16 protein-coding genes are annotated in these 15011 nt (G+C 65.1%); 7 read left to right on the forward strand and 9 right to left on the reverse strand.

What is annotated here, in order from left to right:
- Positions 1-26: 26 nt before the first annotated feature.
- Positions 27-509 (reverse strand): M23 family metallopeptidase, encoded by a 483-nt coding sequence (locus tag MWU77_RS17050; protein ID WP_169688659.1) that lies wholly within the window; start codon positions 507-509, stop codon positions 27-29.
- A gap of 320 nt (positions 510-829) precedes the next feature.
- Between MWU77_RS17050 and rpsB the strand changes: the two genes are divergently transcribed.
- The 6 genes from rpsB to MWU77_RS17080 all read left to right on the forward strand — a co-directional run bounded on the left by rpsB (position 830) and on the right by MWU77_RS17080 (position 5836).
- Entirely contained in the window at positions 830-1657 is an 828-nt protein-coding gene (gene rpsB / locus MWU77_RS17055; protein ID WP_169688660.1) for a 30S ribosomal protein S2, read from the forward strand.
- A gap of 132 nt (positions 1658-1789) precedes the next feature.
- Complete coding sequence (gene tsf / locus MWU77_RS17060; protein ID WP_169688661.1) at positions 1790-2614, forward strand: translation elongation factor Ts; 825 nt, start codon at positions 1790-1792, stop codon at positions 2612-2614.
- Positions 2615-2790: 176 nt separating this feature from the next.
- Positions 2791-3519 carry a UMP kinase gene (gene pyrH, locus MWU77_RS17065; RefSeq protein ID WP_132470557.1) on the forward strand — a complete coding sequence of 243 codons (729 nt, stop codon included), beginning with the start codon at positions 2791-2793 and terminating at the stop codon, positions 3517-3519.
- Between the two features lie 28 nt (positions 3520-3547).
- Complete coding sequence (frr, locus tag MWU77_RS17070) at positions 3548-4105, forward strand: ribosome recycling factor (RefSeq protein ID WP_169688662.1); 558 nt, start codon at positions 3548-3550, stop codon at positions 4103-4105.
- Positions 4106-4107: 2 nt separating this feature from the next.
- Entirely contained in the window at positions 4108-5043 is a 936-nt protein-coding gene (locus MWU77_RS17075) for a phosphatidate cytidylyltransferase (protein ID WP_169688663.1), read from the forward strand.
- 19 nt (positions 5044-5062) lie between these two features.
- Positions 5063-5836 (forward strand): class I SAM-dependent methyltransferase, encoded by a 774-nt coding sequence (locus MWU77_RS17080; protein WP_247274306.1) that lies wholly within the window; start codon positions 5063-5065, stop codon positions 5834-5836.
- Here the strand turns inward: MWU77_RS17080 and MWU77_RS17085 are convergent.
- The gene (locus MWU77_RS17085) at positions 5793-6623 is read right to left on the reverse strand and encodes a CoA ester lyase (protein WP_374229900.1); all 831 of its coding nucleotides are present in this window, start codon (positions 6621-6623) and stop codon (positions 5793-5795) included. The genes MWU77_RS17080 and MWU77_RS17085 overlap by 44 nt on opposite strands.
- 121 nt (positions 6624-6744) lie before the next feature.
- On the opposite strand from MWU77_RS17085, the gene rlmN reads away from it, so the two are divergent.
- The gene (gene rlmN / locus MWU77_RS17090) at positions 6745-7854 is read left to right on the forward strand and encodes a 23S rRNA (adenine(2503)-C(2))-methyltransferase RlmN (RefSeq protein WP_169688665.1); all 1110 of its coding nucleotides are present in this window, start codon (positions 6745-6747) and stop codon (positions 7852-7854) included.
- Positions 7855-7863: 9 nt separating this feature from the next.
- On the opposite strand, the gene MWU77_RS17095 is transcribed toward rlmN, so the two are convergent.
- From MWU77_RS17095 to MWU77_RS17125, 7 genes are all read right to left on the reverse strand, one after another.
- On the reverse strand, positions 7864-8631 hold the full coding sequence (locus MWU77_RS17095) for an ABC transporter ATP-binding protein (protein ID WP_169688666.1): 768 nt from the start codon (positions 8629-8631) through the stop codon (positions 7864-7866).
- Complete coding sequence (locus MWU77_RS17100) at positions 8624-9457, reverse strand: ABC transporter ATP-binding protein (RefSeq protein ID WP_169688667.1); 834 nt, start codon at positions 9455-9457, stop codon at positions 8624-8626. Before MWU77_RS17100 ends, MWU77_RS17095 begins: the two co-directional genes overlap by 8 nt.
- The gene (locus MWU77_RS17105) at positions 9450-11462 is read right to left on the reverse strand and encodes an ABC transporter permease (RefSeq protein ID WP_247274308.1); all 2013 of its coding nucleotides are present in this window, start codon (positions 11460-11462) and stop codon (positions 9450-9452) included. Before MWU77_RS17105 ends, MWU77_RS17100 begins: the two co-directional genes overlap by 8 nt.
- A gap of 83 nt (positions 11463-11545) precedes the next feature.
- Complete coding sequence (locus tag MWU77_RS17110) at positions 11546-12772, reverse strand: ABC transporter substrate-binding protein (RefSeq protein WP_169688669.1); 1227 nt, start codon at positions 12770-12772, stop codon at positions 11546-11548.
- Between the two features lie 22 nt (positions 12773-12794).
- Positions 12795-13391 carry a carboxymuconolactone decarboxylase family protein gene (locus MWU77_RS17115; RefSeq protein ID WP_169688670.1) on the reverse strand — a complete coding sequence of 199 codons (597 nt, stop codon included), beginning with the start codon at positions 13389-13391 and terminating at the stop codon, positions 12795-12797.
- 44 nt (positions 13392-13435) lie between these two features.
- Entirely contained in the window at positions 13436-14179 is a 744-nt protein-coding gene (locus MWU77_RS17120) for an SDR family NAD(P)-dependent oxidoreductase (RefSeq protein ID WP_247274309.1), read from the reverse strand.
- Positions 14176-15003, reverse strand: a complete 828-nt coding sequence (locus MWU77_RS17125) for a TauD/TfdA family dioxygenase (protein ID WP_247274310.1) — start codon at positions 15001-15003, stop codon at positions 14176-14178. Before MWU77_RS17125 ends, MWU77_RS17120 begins: the two co-directional genes overlap by 4 nt.
- Between the last annotated feature and the right edge of the window lie 8 nt (positions 15004-15011).

The raw sequence follows: 15011 nt of genomic DNA on the forward strand, positions 1-15011 counted from the left end.
CGATGGATCGCGCACTGCCGTCTCGGTCACACCGGTTCGAGGCGAATGACCGGCCGCTCGACGAGGGGGAGCGGATCGAGGTACGTGGTGCGGTCGCGGCGCAGGCCCCAATGAAGACACGCCGCGGCAGTGCAGCCCTCGTGTCCGGGTTCGACCGTGCCCAGCGGATCACCGGCAGAAATTCGACGACCCGCCGCCACCGTCGCGGTGACCGGCTCGTAAGTGGTACGCAGGCCGCCCGGGTGATCGATCGACACGACGGGCTTGCCTGCGACGGATCCCGCGAATGCCACGATCCCGTCGCCTGGTGCGAGCACTGTCTGGCCGGGGTGCGACGCGAGATCGACGCCGCGATGGCCGGGCAGCCAGTCCTCCGCGGGTGGATCGAACGGCCGGGTCACCTTCGGTCGTGGTTCGAGAGGCCAGACGAAGGATGTGTCTGCGGCAGCGGGCGCAGCGCTTATCAGGGAGGCGGCACTGGCCAGTAGTGCAAGTGCGGTGATTCGCATACTCCCCAGACTCGCTCCCGGGAAACGGGTGCGATAGTCCGGAACGGAGAATGTGGACAACTTCGCGGTTGTCCACAGGAACGGATCCAGAGACCACTCTGACGAGGCGGTTGGCAGTTCGAGGTGTCGGAGCCGTATGATTGTCGAGCGGTCTGTGTTCGCAGATCGACTTCGCGCGTCCGCGCATCGGTGCTGCTCCGTCTATACGGATGCACCGTAGATGGCCGTCGCCGGTCCCGCAAGGGTCGGCGGTCATGCGGACGCCAGGGCGGGGATCGCAAGATCACCCGCGGCAACCGACACGAAAGAGAGAAACAGGCATGCCTGTTGTAACTATGCGGCAGCTGCTCGACAGCGGCGCCCACTTCGGACACCAGACTCGTCGCTGGAACCCGAAGATGAAGCGGTTCATCTTCACCGACCGCAACGGCATCTACATCATCGACCTGCAGCAGACCCTGACGTACATCGACAAGGCGTACGAGTTCGTCAAGGAGACCGTCGCTCACGGTGGAACGATCCTTTTCGTCGGCACCAAGAAGCAGGCACAGGAATCCATCGCCGAAGAAGCCACTCGCGTCGGTATGCCGTACGTGAACCAGCGCTGGCTCGGCGGCATGCTCACCAACTTCTCCACCGTCCACAAGCGCCTGCAGCGCCTGAAGGAGCTGGAGGCCATGGAGCAGACCGGTGGCTTCGAGGGTCGCACCAAGAAGGAAATCCTCATGCTCACGCGTGAGATGAACAAGCTCGACCGGACCCTCGGCGGCATCCGCGACATGGCCAAGGTTCCGTCGGCCGTGTGGGTCGTCGACACCAACAAGGAGCACATCGCTGTCGGTGAGGCTCGCAAGCTGAACATCCCGGTCGTCGCAATCCTGGACACCAACTGCGATCCGGACCTCGTCGACTTCCCGATCCCGGGCAACGACGATGCGATCCGCTCCGCGGCGCTGCTGACCAAGGTCGTCGCGTCCGCAGTCGCCGAGGGCCTCCAGGCCCGCGCCGGCAAGAACTCCGACGCCGACGCCAAGCCCGAGGCCGCAACGGCAGAGCCGCTGCCCGAGTGGGAGCAGGAACTGCTCGCGCAGGCCGCCTCCACCGGCGACGCGGAAGCACCCGCCGCGGACGCAGCCCCCGAGGCCTGATCCGTTTGCACGGCCCCGACCGGACGATCGAGAGATCATGGTCGGGGCCGTTGCATCGCGGCCCGGCCCGCACCACGCGGCGCCATCCGCACCCCTAGACTTTTCACCACAGACACAGGAGGCCCGCTCAAGATGGCGAACTACACCGCCGCTGATGTCAAGCGTCTCCGCGAGCTCACCGGCTCCGGAATGCTGGACTGCAAGAATGCTCTCGCCGACAACGATGGCGACTTCGACAAGGCCGTCGAGCAGCTGCGCATCAAGGGTGCCAAGGACGTGGGCAAGCGCGCCGAGCGCTCCACCGCAGAAGGCCTCGTCGTCGCCAAGGACGGCGTTCTGGTCGAACTGAACTCCGAGACCGACTTCGTCGCGAAGAACGACGAGTTCCAGGCTCTCGCCAACACGATCGTCGCTGCTGCTGCGGAGGCCCGCCCGGCCGACGTCGAGGCACTCAAGGCCGTCGAGGTCGACGGCAAGACCGTGGACGCCCTGGTTCAGGAGCTCTCCGCCAAGATCGGTGAGAAGCTCGAGATCCGGCGCGTCGCAGCATTCGACGGCCAGGTGTCGGTCTACCTGCACAAGCGTGCATCGGACCTGCCCCCCGCTGTCGGCGTGCTCGTCGAGTACACCGGTGAAGGCGACGCGGCAGCCGAGGCTGCCAAGAGCGCTGCCATGCAGGTCGCTGCTCTCAAAGCGAAGTACACCACCCGCGACGAGGTTCCCGAGGACGTCGTCGCAGGCGAGCGTCGTATCGCCGAGGAGACCGCAAAAGAGGAAGGCAAGCCGGAGCAGGCTCTGCCGAAGATCGTCGAAGGCCGCGTGAACGGCTTCTTCAAGGACGTCGTGCTCCTCGAGCAGTCGTCGGTGACGGATTCGAAGAAGACCGTCAAGGCGATCCTCGACGAAGCCGGGGCCACCGTGACCCGCTTCGTGCGGTTCGAGGTCGGCGCCAGCTAGTCCACGCACCGATCGACCCCGTCGGCTCTTGCCGGCGGGGTCGTGGCGTGTCCGGCGCCTCCGGTCGACCGGCCTCCGGCGGTGACCGCAGCGTGTAGCCTCGCTCCCGGTCTCGGTTCCACCGGGTGAATGAGGCAGGATGAAAGGGCCGATTCATGCGCAACCAGAGGAGAGTCATGTCCGAGCATGCCCACGATCGGCCCGGTTTCCGCCGGGTGCTTCTCAAACTCGGCGGCGAGATGTTCGGTGGCGGCAAGGTCGGCCTGGACCCCGATGTCGTGACGACCGTCGCGCAGCAGATCGCCGAGGTCGTGCGTAGCGGCGTCGAGGTCGCCGTGGTCATCGGAGGCGGCAACTTCTTTCGGGGCGCGGAGCTTCAGCAGCGTGGACTCGAGCGCGCCCGCTCGGACTACATGGGCATGCTGGGCACCGTCATGAACTCCCTCGCGCTCCAGGACTTCCTCGAGAAGCAAGGTATCGACACCCGGGTGCAGACGGCGATCACGATGGGTCAGGTCGCCGAGCCCTATCTCCCGCTTCGCGCACGGCGGCACCTCGAGAAGGGCCGAGTAGTCATCTTCGGCGCGGGTATGGGTATGCCCTACTTCTCCACCGATACCACGGCCGCACAGCGTGCCCTCGAGATCGGTGCCGATGTCGTTCTGATGGCCAAAGCCGTCGACGGAATCTACTCCGCGGATCCTCGCATCGATCCCGATGCCGAGTTGTACGAGGAGGTCACCCATCGTGAGGTCATCGAGAACGGCCTCAAGGTCGCGGATGCGACCGCGTTCAGCCTGTGCATGGACAATGCCATGCCGATCATGGTCTTCAATCTGCTGACCAAGGGCAATATCGCTCGTGCTGTCGCCGGTGAGAAGATCGGAACGCTCGTACGGTCATGATTGGACAACGGAACATGGAGGAACTGCCGTGATCGATGAAGCTCTCTTCGAGGCAGAGGAGAAGATGGAGAAGGCCATCACGGTGGCCAAGGACGATCTCGGCGGTATCCGGACCGGCCGCGCGAACGCGGGAATGTTCAACCGGATCGTCGTCGATTACTACGGGTCGCCGACCCCGGTGACTCAGATCGCCAGCATCAACGTGCCCGAGGCGCGGATGGTCATCATCAAGCCGTACGAGGCGTCGCAGCTCGGTGCGATCGAAACCGCTATCCGCAACTCGGATCTCGGGGTCAACCCCACCAACGACGGCAACATCATCCGGATTTCCGTGCCGCAGCTCACCGAAGAGCGCCGCCGTGAGCTAGTCAAGCAGGCGAAAGCCAAGGGTGAAGACTCGAAGGTCGCTCTGCGGAACGTCCGCCGCAAGGCGATGGAAGAACTCGGCCGCATCCAGAAGGACGGCGAAGCAGGCGAGGACGAGGTCGGTCGCGCGGAGAAGGAGCTCGACAAGACCACGGCGAAGTACGTGGCGCAGATCGATGACCTGGTCAAGCACAAGGAAGCCGAGTTGATGGAGGTCTGACGGTGGGCAGAGCCGACGGGTCTTCCGACCCGGAGCTTCCACTCGACGCCGGGGACACCTCCGACGTCGCCGCTGCTGGAGCAGCATCACCGCCCGACACCGCGACAGTGCCCGTCAAGACGTCACGTGCAGGCCGCGACCTCCCTGCTGCAGTAGCGGTGGGGGCCGGTCTGGGCGCGCTCGTCATCGTCATCCTGCTGTTCGCTCCCACAGCCTGGCTCGGTGTGGTCGCGGCCGCGATCGCGATCGCGACGTGGGAAGTCACCAAGCGTCTGCGCGAGGCGAGTGTGCTCGTACCGCGCCTTCCGCTGCTGCTCGGTGGCCAGGCAATCATCTGGCTGGGATGGCCCTACGGAACCGCCGGTGTCCTCGGAGCATTCGCGGGGACTGTCGTGGTGACGATGCTTTGGCGGCTGTTCGATCACGGACTGACCGCACAGCCGCGCAATTACCTGCGCGACACAGCGGTCGCTGTGTTCACGGTGGCGTGGTTACCGCTGCTGGCGTCCTTTGCAACGCTGATGGTTCTCGAAGACCAGGGTGCAGCACGAGTGTTCTGCCTGATGCTCGTGTGTGTGGCCTCGGACATCGGTGGCTATGCCGCAGGCGTGCTGTTCGGCAAGCACACCATGGCACCCGCGATCAGTCCCAAGAAGTCGTGGGAAGGATTCGGCGGTTCCCTGGTCGCGTGTGTGGCGGTCGGAATCCTCACCGTCATGTTCCTGCTCGACGGACAGTGGTGGATCGGTGCGGTCCTCGGCGTCGTCCTCGTGTTGACTGCTACGGCTGGTGATCTGATCGAATCGCAGGTCAAGCGCGACCTCGGTATCAAGGACATGGGCACACTTCTGCCCGGGCACGGTGGCATCATGGACCGGCTCGATTCGATCCTCCCTTCGGCGTTCGTGACCTGGTTGATCCTCACGATCTTCGTCTAGGTCGGTGCTCACAGATCCGATGGACGGACATCGAAGCGACGACAGAGGCGTGATCGCCAGCCCCAACATCTGGCACTGGCCTTCGGTCTACGAGGAGGAGAACCGAGCCCAGGACTCCCACGGCGCCGTGTACGCGGCGTTGAGGGAGGACGCCGACTGGGTCGGCCGCGATGTCGTCGACGTCGGCTGCGGTTCCGGGTTCCACCTGACGATGTTCGCGGAGACGGCCCGGTCGGTGACCGGGGTCGAACCACACCCTCCGCTCGTCGAGTCGGCGCGGCGGAGGGTCTGTCACCTCGATGCGGTCCGAGTCCTGCCGGGATCGGCTGCGCAGCTGCCGTTACCGGACTGCTCGGTGGATCTCGTCCACGCCCGCACCGCGTACTTCTTCGGGCCGGGTTGCGGCGCAGGCATCACCGAGGCCATGCGGGTCCTTCGCCCGGGCGGCGCACTCGCGATCATCGATCTCGACGCGACAGCGCACCCGTACGGCGAATGGATGCGTGCCGATCTTCCGCACTACCGTCCACGTGCCGTCGAGGCATTCTTCGACGCCCAGGGATTCTCATTACGGCGAATCGATACCGAATGGAATTTCCCGGACCGTGACACCCTGGGTCGTGTCCTCGGAATCGAGTTCGGTCCGAAGGTTGCAGCGCGCGCGATCCGGGAGACACCCGGGACTACCCTGGCTGTGCGCTACCGCCTCCACATGCGGCGTAAGCCGCGCGGTATCGAATGGGGCGGGTTCAGTGCCTCCCCTGCAGATGGAACACGCGGGCGAGTTCCTTGATCTTCTTCGCCCGCGCCAACTTCGGTAGATCGCTCCCGTCCTTGACGCCGTGTCCGTCCTCGCCGAGACGGTCGATGACGGTGTGGGCCCAGCCGATGTCGTCGGTGCTGGGGCTCAGTGCCGCATTCGGGAACCGCGCCCGATCCGGTGTCATACACAGTTTCCCCGTCATGCCCATCGACTGGGTCAGCTGTGCCTCCTGCTCGAGGATCGTGGGATCGTCGGTCAGGGACGGGCCGTCGATCGGTCCGGGGAGTCGCGCAGCTCGGCTCGTGACGACCAGCCGGGAACGCGGATACGCCATGGCAAGGGGTGCCGCACTCATTCCGGTGTCGCGGCGGAAGTCGCCACTGCCGAACACCAGCCGGAACACACCTTCGGCACGGGCGATCTCGGGTGCTGCCTCGAGTCCCATGGCAGATTCGATCAGCACCAGGATCTTGGTGTCGTCCGGCAGTGCGTCGGCCGTGGCGTCCACCTGATGACCGCTCTCGGCCTTCGCGAGCATGACTCCTTCGAGTCCGGGCACACCTGCCAGGGCATCGACGTCATCGCACCAGTGCGACGTGGTGGCGTCGTTGATACGCACCCATGCCCTGCCGCCGTCGCGCAGCCACTCGACGACTTCGGTGCGGGCGGCTGCTTTGCCGTCGTCGGCGATCGCGTCCTCGAGGTCGAGTACTACTGCATCGGCCGGGGAGGTCGCGGCAGGATCGAACCGTTCCGGGACATTACCCGGAACGAGAAGCCAAGATCTGGCGTATTCGGGAGCAATACGGGTGGTCATCATTCGATCTTCCCCCTATCGGCGCCCGAATTTCAGGGAGGCACGAATTCAGGGGTATCGGGGTCAGTATCACAGTTCAGATCGAACAGCCCGGTCGCAAAGCATGGGATAATGGACCATTATGGCTTCCTCTCTGCCCCTCGTTTTCGATGCTCCCAAGCGCGGCATGCCCCCGCGGCACCTCGCTGATCTCGATGCAGCGCAGCGACGTGAGGCCGTGAAGGAACTGGGGCTTCCGGCCTTCCGTGCCGACCAGATCGCCCGCCAGTACTACGGCCGGCTGGAGGCCGACCCGGAGAAGATGACCGATCTCCCCGCAGCCGTGCGCGAGAAGGTCGGTGCGGCACTGTTCCCATCCTTGCTGACCCCGGTCAAGCACATCGCCTGCGACGGAGGAGAAACCCGCAAGACGCTGTGGCGAGCGGGCGACGGAACACTCCTCGAGAGTGTCCTCATGCGTTACCCGGAACGCGCGACGCTGTGCATCTCGAGCCAGGCCGGTTGCGGAATGGCGTGCCCGTTCTGCGCGACCGGGCAGGGCGGGCTCGACCGGAATCTGACGACGGCGGAGATCGTCGATCAGGTCCGTGCAGCCGCGGCGGCATTACGCGATGGCGATGTCGCAGGTGGTCCTGGTCGTTTGTCCAACATCGTGTTCATGGGGATGGGGGAGCCGCTCGCCAACTACAAGCGGGTCGTGGCAGCCGTTCGCCGGATCACCTCGCCCGCGCCCGAAGGCTTCGGACTGTCGCAGCGGTCGGTCACGGTCTCGACAGTGGGACTCGCCCCCGCGATCCGCAAGCTCGCAGACGAAGGCCTGCACGTCACCCTCGCCGTATCCCTGCACACACCGGATGACGAACTCCGCGACACCCTCGTGCCGGTCAACAATCGATGGCCCATCGCCGAGGTTCTCGACGCCGCCCGGTACTACGCCGACAAGACCGGCCGCCGGGTCTCGATCGAGTACGCGTTGATCCGCGACGTGAACGATCAGCCGTGGCGCGCCGACATGCTGGGCAAGAAGCTGCGCAAGGCTCTCGGGCCGCTCGTGCACGTCAACCTCATCCCGCTCAATCCCACCCCCGGTAGTGAATGGGACGCCAGTCCCAAACCTGTCGAGCGGGAGTTCGTCCGCAGGGTGATCGCGCAGGGTGTCTCCTGCACCGTCCGCGACACCCGCGGCCAGGAAATTGCCGCAGCCTGCGGTCAGCTCGCTGCGGAGGCCTAGACCACGCTCTCACGCTCGTTCGCTGTCACGTTCCTCGTCGGCGAACTCACCGGCGCCGAAGTACGCGGATTCGACCCGATCACGTTCGCGAAGGAGTGCATCGGCCTTGCCCTCGAGCACTACCCGGCCGTGGTTGAGAACAAGCGCCCGGTCGGACACCGCCAGCGCGAGACCCACATGCTGCTCCACGAGCACGACGCCGATTCCTTCCGCGCGGGCCAGGTCGCGGATGGCAGGCAGCATCTGCTCGACGACCATCGGCGCCAGCCCGAGGCTCATCTCGTCGACCATGAGCAATCGCGGTTCGGCGAGCAGTGCCACTGAGATCGCCAGCATCTGCTGCTCGCCGCCGGAGAGTAGCCCCACTGTCCGGGACCGCAGCTTCGCCAGGGCAGGAAAACGCTCCAACACCGCCTGCTCGCGGCGCTGGTCGGGTCGTCGGCGGGCCAGCCGGAGATGCTCACGCACCGTCATGGACGGGAACAGCCCTCGGTCGTCGGGGACGAAGCGCATGCCTCTGCGCGCCATCCGGTAGGGCCGGCTGCTGTCCACCGGCCGGCCCAGGACCGTCACCTGTCCACTCATCGTGGGGAGCACACCGGCGAGCGACAACAGGGTGGTGGTCTTTCCGGCGCCGTTGGGCCCCAGAATCGAGAGCACTTCACCGGCCGCGACGGAGAGGTTCACGTCGGCGACCGCGACGACGCCGTTGTATCCGGCGGTGAGAGCCTCTGCGGTGAGGACCGGGGCAGTGTCTGTGGAGTCAGCATCAGCCATGGGTGGTCTCCATCGGCGCGCCCAGATATGCAGCGATCACGGCGGGATCCTTTCTGGCCTGGTCCGGAGTTCCCGAGAAGATGACCTTGCCGAACTCGAGGACGTAGATGCGATCGCACACTCCCAGTACCAGCGACATGTCGTGGTCGATCAGCAGGGCACCGGGCCCGTTCCGGACGACCGCCCGAATGCGTTCGGCGAACTCGACGCTCTCCTGACTGTCGAGGCCTGCAGCGGGTTCGTCCAGCAGGAGGACGCGACAATTACCGACGAGTGCGCGCGCGACACCGACGAGCTTCTGCTGCCCGAGCGTGAGATCCCTTGCGAGAGTGTATCCGACGTCGGCGAGCCCGACCGCTCGTAGCGTTGCATCCACGGTCTCGTCGGGGCCGCCCCGCCGACGCCCGATCAGGTCGCGCCACAGCGTCGTGAGACCGCCCGGCCGCATCGCCGCGATGACGTTCTGGTTCACGGCCAGGTTCGGGAAGAGTTCACCCGACTGCCATGTGCGCGAGAGACCGGTGCGGCGACGCCGATGCGGCGGGAGTCCGTTCATCGGAGTGCCGTCGACGCTGATCGTTCCCTCGTAGTCGATGAATCCGGTGACTGCGTCGACGAATGTCGTCTTACCGGCACCGTTCGGTCCGATCAGGCCGACGATCTCGCCGGGATGCACTTCCAGCGACACGTTCTCGTTTGCCACGACACCGCCGTAGCGCACGGTGATGTCCCGCGCCGACAACCCGCCTCGCGCCTCATCGGGAGATCCGGAATCAGGAAGAATGGAATCAGCTCGTGCGGGAGGGATTTTCGTCGAGTCAGGCATCTGCCACCGTCACCTTTCCGTGGTCGATCTCGTCGCCGGTTTCGGAAACGGGAGAATCTGTCGCGACTGCTGGGTCGCGCAGCCTGGCACGTAATAGAGCGCTGAGTCTGCCTGCCTCACCGGCGATTCCGATCGGATTCAGGATCGCAGTGATGATCAGCGCGATCCCGGAAATCAGAGCGTAGTAGTCGCCCAGGTCGAAGACGTTGTGTACCAGCACGTAGACGATTCCCAGCGGACCGATGATGCCTGCGATCGCCGCACCACTGAACGAGGTGATGCCGCCGAGATACGCGACCGCCAGCACCTGCAGCCCGACGAACACGGTGAACGACTCGGCCGAGAGCTGACCGGCGCTGTATCCGATGAGGCAGCCTGCGACCCCGGCGATGAACGCGGACAGTCCGAACCCGATGAGCTTGGTCGACCGGACGTCGATTCCCGCGGCCGCGGCGGCCCGCTCGTTCGCCCGCACTGCGAGGAAGGCACGCCCGGTGTCGCCCGAGGCGATCCGGATGAACGCCCACACCGTGATCGCCGCGACGATCAGGACCGTGAACGAGAACGACAGCCGTGCGATATCGCTGCCCTCGCGCACACCGAGGTTCAGGCCGAACAGCGTGGGGTTCGCGATCGGATTCCCTGACGGCGGCGTCAGACTGTAGTTGTTGAAGATGAACCGCTCGATCGCCAGTGCTGCAGCGATGGTGACGATGGCCAGCTGAGCACCACGAATCCGGAAGGCGGGCAACGCCACCAGCATGCCGAGCAGCGCGGCCACGAGCGAGCAGAAGACGAGCGCGATCGGGAACGGCATACTCCAGTTCGTCGTCACCTTCGAGAGGGTGAACCCCGCTGCACCGGCGAACGCCGCCTGCGCGAGGGAGATCTGGCCGAGGTAGCCGGTGATGACCACATACGACAACGCCAGCAGCATCAGAATGATCGAGTACGTCAGACCGAATCGATAGGTGCCGGACGATACCGCGAGGAGCACACCGGTCACGACGATCACGAGTGCGGCGGGGATCGGACGGAAGCGCGGCACCACAACGTCCGGCAGCTTGACGGTCTGCAGTGACCCACGCGAGGGCAACCGCCCCCCGAACACGAACAGCACGACGATGACGACGAAGAACGGCACGACCTGATCGACGCCGGACTGCGCCCACGTGGGCCACCAGCTCTCACCGGCGAGCAGGTTGAGCACCGACTGGAACGCCCCGAGCATCAGTGACGCGATCACGATCGTCGCGACGGATTCCATCCGCGCGACCAGGAGCACCGCGAGCGCCGGAACGACGAGCAGGGAGTAGTTCAGCGGATTGAGGCCCGTCAGGGATGCCCCGAGCAGGACACCGATCGTGCTGACCACCGAGGCCATGACCATCGCGATCGCCGCGAGCCGATCCGGTGAGAACCCCAGAAGCGTGGCGCCCCGCTCGTTCTCCGCTGCCGCACGAGTTGCTGCGCCGGCTCTGGTGAAGCGGAGGTAAGCCCACACCAGCACCGAGAACACGGCCATGATCGCGACCATGACGACCTCAGCCGACGACACGGAGGTGCCGAACAGCGAGATCGACCCGGACGGGATCATCGATTCGATCGGGATGCTGTTCGGCCCGAATCTGATGACCACCAACGCTTGGACGGTGAGCATCAGCGCGACGGAGACCACCACCTGGGCCAGGGCCGGTGCACGACGCACCGGCCTGAACACCAGGTAGTGGGTCACGACCCCGAGCAGGACCGCCATCACCAGGCCGATCGCCAAGGCAGCAGGTACCGATGGCGCCTCGTCGAATTCGATACTGCCGATCGGCAGGACCAGCGTGCCGTCGATGAGCAACTGCGCGTAGACGTACGCACCCCACATCGCGGTCGCGCCTTGCGCGAAGTTGATGATCCCCGTCGAGCGATAGACGAGGAGCAATCCGTTGGCGAGGCCGATGTATACCGCGGCGAGGCCGAACCCCAGGACGATGAACTGCAGATACGTGCTCATGCGCTACTCCGTTGCGGGTATGTCGTCAACTGCGTGTCTGTCGTCGACGGGGTCGAACGGCCTCCTCGCGCAGGGGGCGGCCGTCAGGAGGTGGGCATCAACGAAGGATCGAGATCGATGTATCCGGCGTCCTCCACTGACCGCAGCGTTCCGTCCTCCTGCACTTCGAAGAAGATCGCCTGCGCATTGCACGTGGTAGCCACACCGGGCCACTGTTGCCCGTCGCAGGTCACGGTCGGGCCGGCGAACGTCGGGAAATCCTTCAGTCCCTTGAAGGTGTCGGTGACGGTGGTCGCGGTGATCTCCTCCGACCCGGACATGATCTCCGCGATGTTGACCACGGCCGCGAATGTGTAGATCGACCGAGAGGAGAGTTCGTCGCCGTATCCGACGGCGTCCATGGAGTCCGCGAAGATGTCCAACTGCTCCTGTACCTCGGCGGGCGCGGAGTCCTTGGCGAGAGGCACCCACAGCCGGGGCTGGGTGACGATGCCTGCGGCATCGGCTCCCATATCGTCGATGAATTGTGAGCAGGATCCTGCCAGGATCGTGTCGTCGTAACCCTGCCGGCGCAGAGCCTGGAACAGGCCGGTGCAGCCGTCCTCGGGGAGGGCGATGACGCCGGCCATGTCCGGGTCGTCGGAAAGCTGCGTCGCTGCCACGACATTCAAGTTGGCGCCCGAAGCCGGCGGGTACTGGACGGCGACGTCGATCCCCATCTTGTCGGCGATCGGCATGATCAGATCATCGACGTACGCGTGGGAAGTGGGCGACTCGTTGACAGCGAGCGAAGCAGTGGTCTTCCCCATGGTGTCGAGCACCGACATGCTCGAGAGCGCGGCGAACGACACCGGCCCGGTGAAGTAGAACGCTTGCCCGTATTCGGCGGAATCCGCGACGAACGATCCCGCGAGCGTCCCGACGATGGGGATCTGCGCCGACGCCAGAATCGGCACCGCCGCACCCATGCTCTGGTCGACTGCGTCGATCACGAGCGGCAGGCCCTTCGAGACGAAGCCGTTGGCGCAGCTGATCGCGGTCTCGGGGCTGCCATCGCCCCCGCACACATCGACTTCGAGGGGCCGCCCGTCGATACCACCGAGCACTTCGTTCACGTAATGCACGCCGGCCTCGAGACCGTACGCCGTCTGCGGATACGCGGACGCGCCCTTGATCGGTGCCAACGCGCCGATGACGATCGGCTCACCGCTGGGAGTGACTCCGGCACTGTTGTCCCCGCCGTCGGAGCTGCACGCCGACAGGGCAAGTGCAGCAACTGCAGCGATGACACCGATATGTCGCTTCTTCACGTGTACGTCCCACTTTCTCGAATCAGTCGCGGGAGGAGACAGGATGGTCGGGCAGATACGGAACGAGACCTGGTTCGGGCCGGACTTCGAACGAGCGCAGCGCGGTCGCGAGCATCGAGTAGCAGCCCACGGTGAACACGACGTCCATCAGCTGCCGACTGTCGAACTCGACCGAGAGCACAGCCCACGTATCGTCGCCGATCGCGCCGTCGCCGATCAGCTCGTCGGTGGCGGTCAGTAGCGCCCGCTCGATCGGCGACCAGCCGTCCGTGTCGGGTCCTACTTCGATGCGGGCGATCTCGCCGGCGGTGATGCCCGCTCGCTCCGCGAGGATGACGTGCTGGGCCCATTCGTATTCCGCGCGGCGGAGGTGGGCGATACGAAGAACGAGAAGCTCCCGGTGCCGGACCGACAGGGTGGACTGTGCCAGCAGGTGCCGGTTGAAGCTCAGGAACGCCATCGCCAGCGAAGGATGCTGCGCCAAGGTTCCGAGCAGGTTCGTCCCGGGCTGCCTGTTGTCCTCGTCCGGAGTGCTCGCCACGGCTGATCGGAAACCGTTGATGTAGGTTGCGATCTCTTCGGTCCACTCGTCCTCGGGAAGAGGGGGTATCCGGGACATTGTGCGTAGGTGTCCTTTCGATTCGGGCGGAAGGCGGAGGCAGGTCAGGTGTTGCGTCCGCCGTTGACGCCGATCATCTGCCCGGTGATGTAGCCGGCTTCGTCGTTCACCAGGAATGCGCATGTCGCGGCGATGTCCTCGGGCTGTCCGATCCTGCCTACCGGCGTCTTGGCGGTCTGCAGATCGAGATCGACGAATCCCTTGGCAACGGTGCTGCGCAACATCGGGGTGTCGATGAAGCCCGGCGGAATCGTGTTGACCGTGATCCCGAATTTGCCGAACTCGAGCGCAAGGCTCTTCGTGAGCCCGACGACGCCCGACTTCGCGGACACGTAAGGGGACAGGCCGGGGGATCCGCTGTGCACACTCGACGAGGAAATGTTGACGATGCGCCCCCACCCCTCGTCGATCATGTCCGGGATTACGAGTTGGCAGCAGTCGAAGGTGGCGGTGAGGTTCACGGCGAGCGATTTCTGCCACGCGTCGGCGGTGATGTCCAGAAATGGGGACGGGATCGACATCCCGGCGTTGTTGATCAGGACCGTCGGGGGAGTCAGTCGTGCTCGCACGTCGTCGACGGCCGCCTCGAGTGCGTCGCGATCGGTGACGTCCACCTGCAGACCGAGTGCTTTACCGCCTGCACCGGCGATCGATGCGGCGACGGACTCTGCTGCGCCGCCGTCGAGATCGAAGATCGCCACCAGGTTGCCGTCGGCGGCAAGACGCCGGGCGATCGCCTCACCGATTCCGGACGCCGCACCCGTCACGATGGCGGTGCGTTCACTCATTTGATCGCCTCGGTACCGAGGAGGGTCGAACGGTGCATCCTGCGGGGCTTCGCGCGATCGAAAGCGCAGGCTCGATGCGCGAGCCCGGTGTTGTCCCAGATCACCGTATCGCCGACCGACCAGGTGTGTCGATACACCAGCTCTGGTGCGGTGGCACGATTTTCGAGGTCGCGCAACAACGCCCGGCCTTCGTCGATGTCCATCCCGACTATGTGGGAAGCAGTCGCGCCGAACACCAGTGACCGCCGGCCGGATTCGTGCTCCCACACGAGGGGGAGTTCACGCACGGCGCGCGAAGCCCATTCCTTCACCTGTTCGTCGGTCGGGTTCGGATATGTCAGGCGCTGAATGGCCTCGAACGTGTGAACCACCCGGAGCGTGCCGAAATACTCCTTCTCCTCGTCCGAAAGGGCTTCGTAGGCGGCGTAGGTGCTCGCGAACTCGGTCTCACCACCCTGCTCCGCTGTCACGTGTGCGGTCAGAATCGAGGCCATTGCCGGGATGGCGTCAAGAGCACCGTCGATGTGCCAGTAGTCGTTGCTGGCGAAATACTCCTTGTTCGGATTGTCGGGCTCGAAGCTGATCTCCATGATTTCCGGGATCCGGTACTTGGGGAACAGTGCGAGCTCGCCCAACCTCCGGCAGAACTCGACCTGAGCAGGATCGTCGAGGTGCAGTTCGCGGAACAGAATGACGCTGTGCTGCTCCAGCAGGTCGAGAAGTGCTGCAGGGAGCCCGTCATCGGTGAGCAGACGATCGATGTCGACGTCAGTCACCTCCACGCCGACGAGGTTTCCGAGTTTCTTGGTAGCAAGCGTATGCATGGTGCCTC

It is taken from the genome of Rhodococcus sp. F64268, from assembly GCF_023015605.1.
Lineage (GTDB): Bacteria > Actinomycetota > Actinomycetes > Mycobacteriales > Mycobacteriaceae > Rhodococcus.

What these genes read in the sequence shown, in the direction of transcription:
- MWU77_RS17050 (WP_169688659.1), bottom strand. Translation starts at nt 509, where the DNA reads ATGCGAATCACCGCACTTGCACTACTGGCCAGTGCCGCCTCCCTGATA.
- rpsB (WP_169688660.1), top strand. Translation starts at nt 830, where the DNA reads ATGCCTGTTGTAACTATGCGGCAGCTGCTCGACAGCGGCGCCCACTTC.
- tsf (WP_169688661.1), top strand. Translation starts at nt 1,790, where the DNA reads ATGGCGAACTACACCGCCGCTGATGTCAAGCGTCTCCGCGAGCTCACC.
- pyrH (WP_132470557.1), top strand. Translation starts at nt 2,791, where the DNA reads ATGTCCGAGCATGCCCACGATCGGCCCGGTTTCCGCCGGGTGCTTCTC.
- MWU77_RS17080 (WP_247274306.1), top strand. Translation starts at nt 5,063, where the DNA reads ATGGACGGACATCGAAGCGACGACAGAGGCGTGATCGCCAGCCCCAAC.
- MWU77_RS17085 (WP_374229900.1), bottom strand. Translation starts at nt 6,623, where the DNA reads ATGACCACCCGTATTGCTCCCGAATACGCCAGATCTTGGCTTCTCGTT.
- rlmN (WP_169688665.1), top strand. Translation starts at nt 6,745, where the DNA reads ATGGCTTCCTCTCTGCCCCTCGTTTTCGATGCTCCCAAGCGCGGCATG.
- MWU77_RS17095 (WP_169688666.1), bottom strand. Translation starts at nt 8,631, where the DNA reads ATGGCTGATGCTGACTCCACAGACACTGCCCCGGTCCTCACCGCAGAG.
- MWU77_RS17100 (WP_169688667.1), bottom strand. Translation starts at nt 9,457, where the DNA reads ATGCCTGACTCGACGAAAATCCCTCCCGCACGAGCTGATTCCATTCTT.
- MWU77_RS17105 (WP_247274308.1), bottom strand. Translation starts at nt 11,462, where the DNA reads ATGAGCACGTATCTGCAGTTCATCGTCCTGGGGTTCGGCCTCGCCGCG.
- MWU77_RS17115 (WP_169688670.1), bottom strand. Translation starts at nt 13,391, where the DNA reads ATGTCCCGGATACCCCCTCTTCCCGAGGACGAGTGGACCGAAGAGATC.
- MWU77_RS17120 (WP_247274309.1), bottom strand. Translation starts at nt 14,179, where the DNA reads ATGAGTGAACGCACCGCCATCGTGACGGGTGCGGCGTCCGGAATCGGT.
- MWU77_RS17125 (WP_247274310.1), bottom strand. Translation starts at nt 15,003, where the DNA reads ATGCATACGCTTGCTACCAAGAAACTCGGAAACCTCGTCGGCGTGGAG.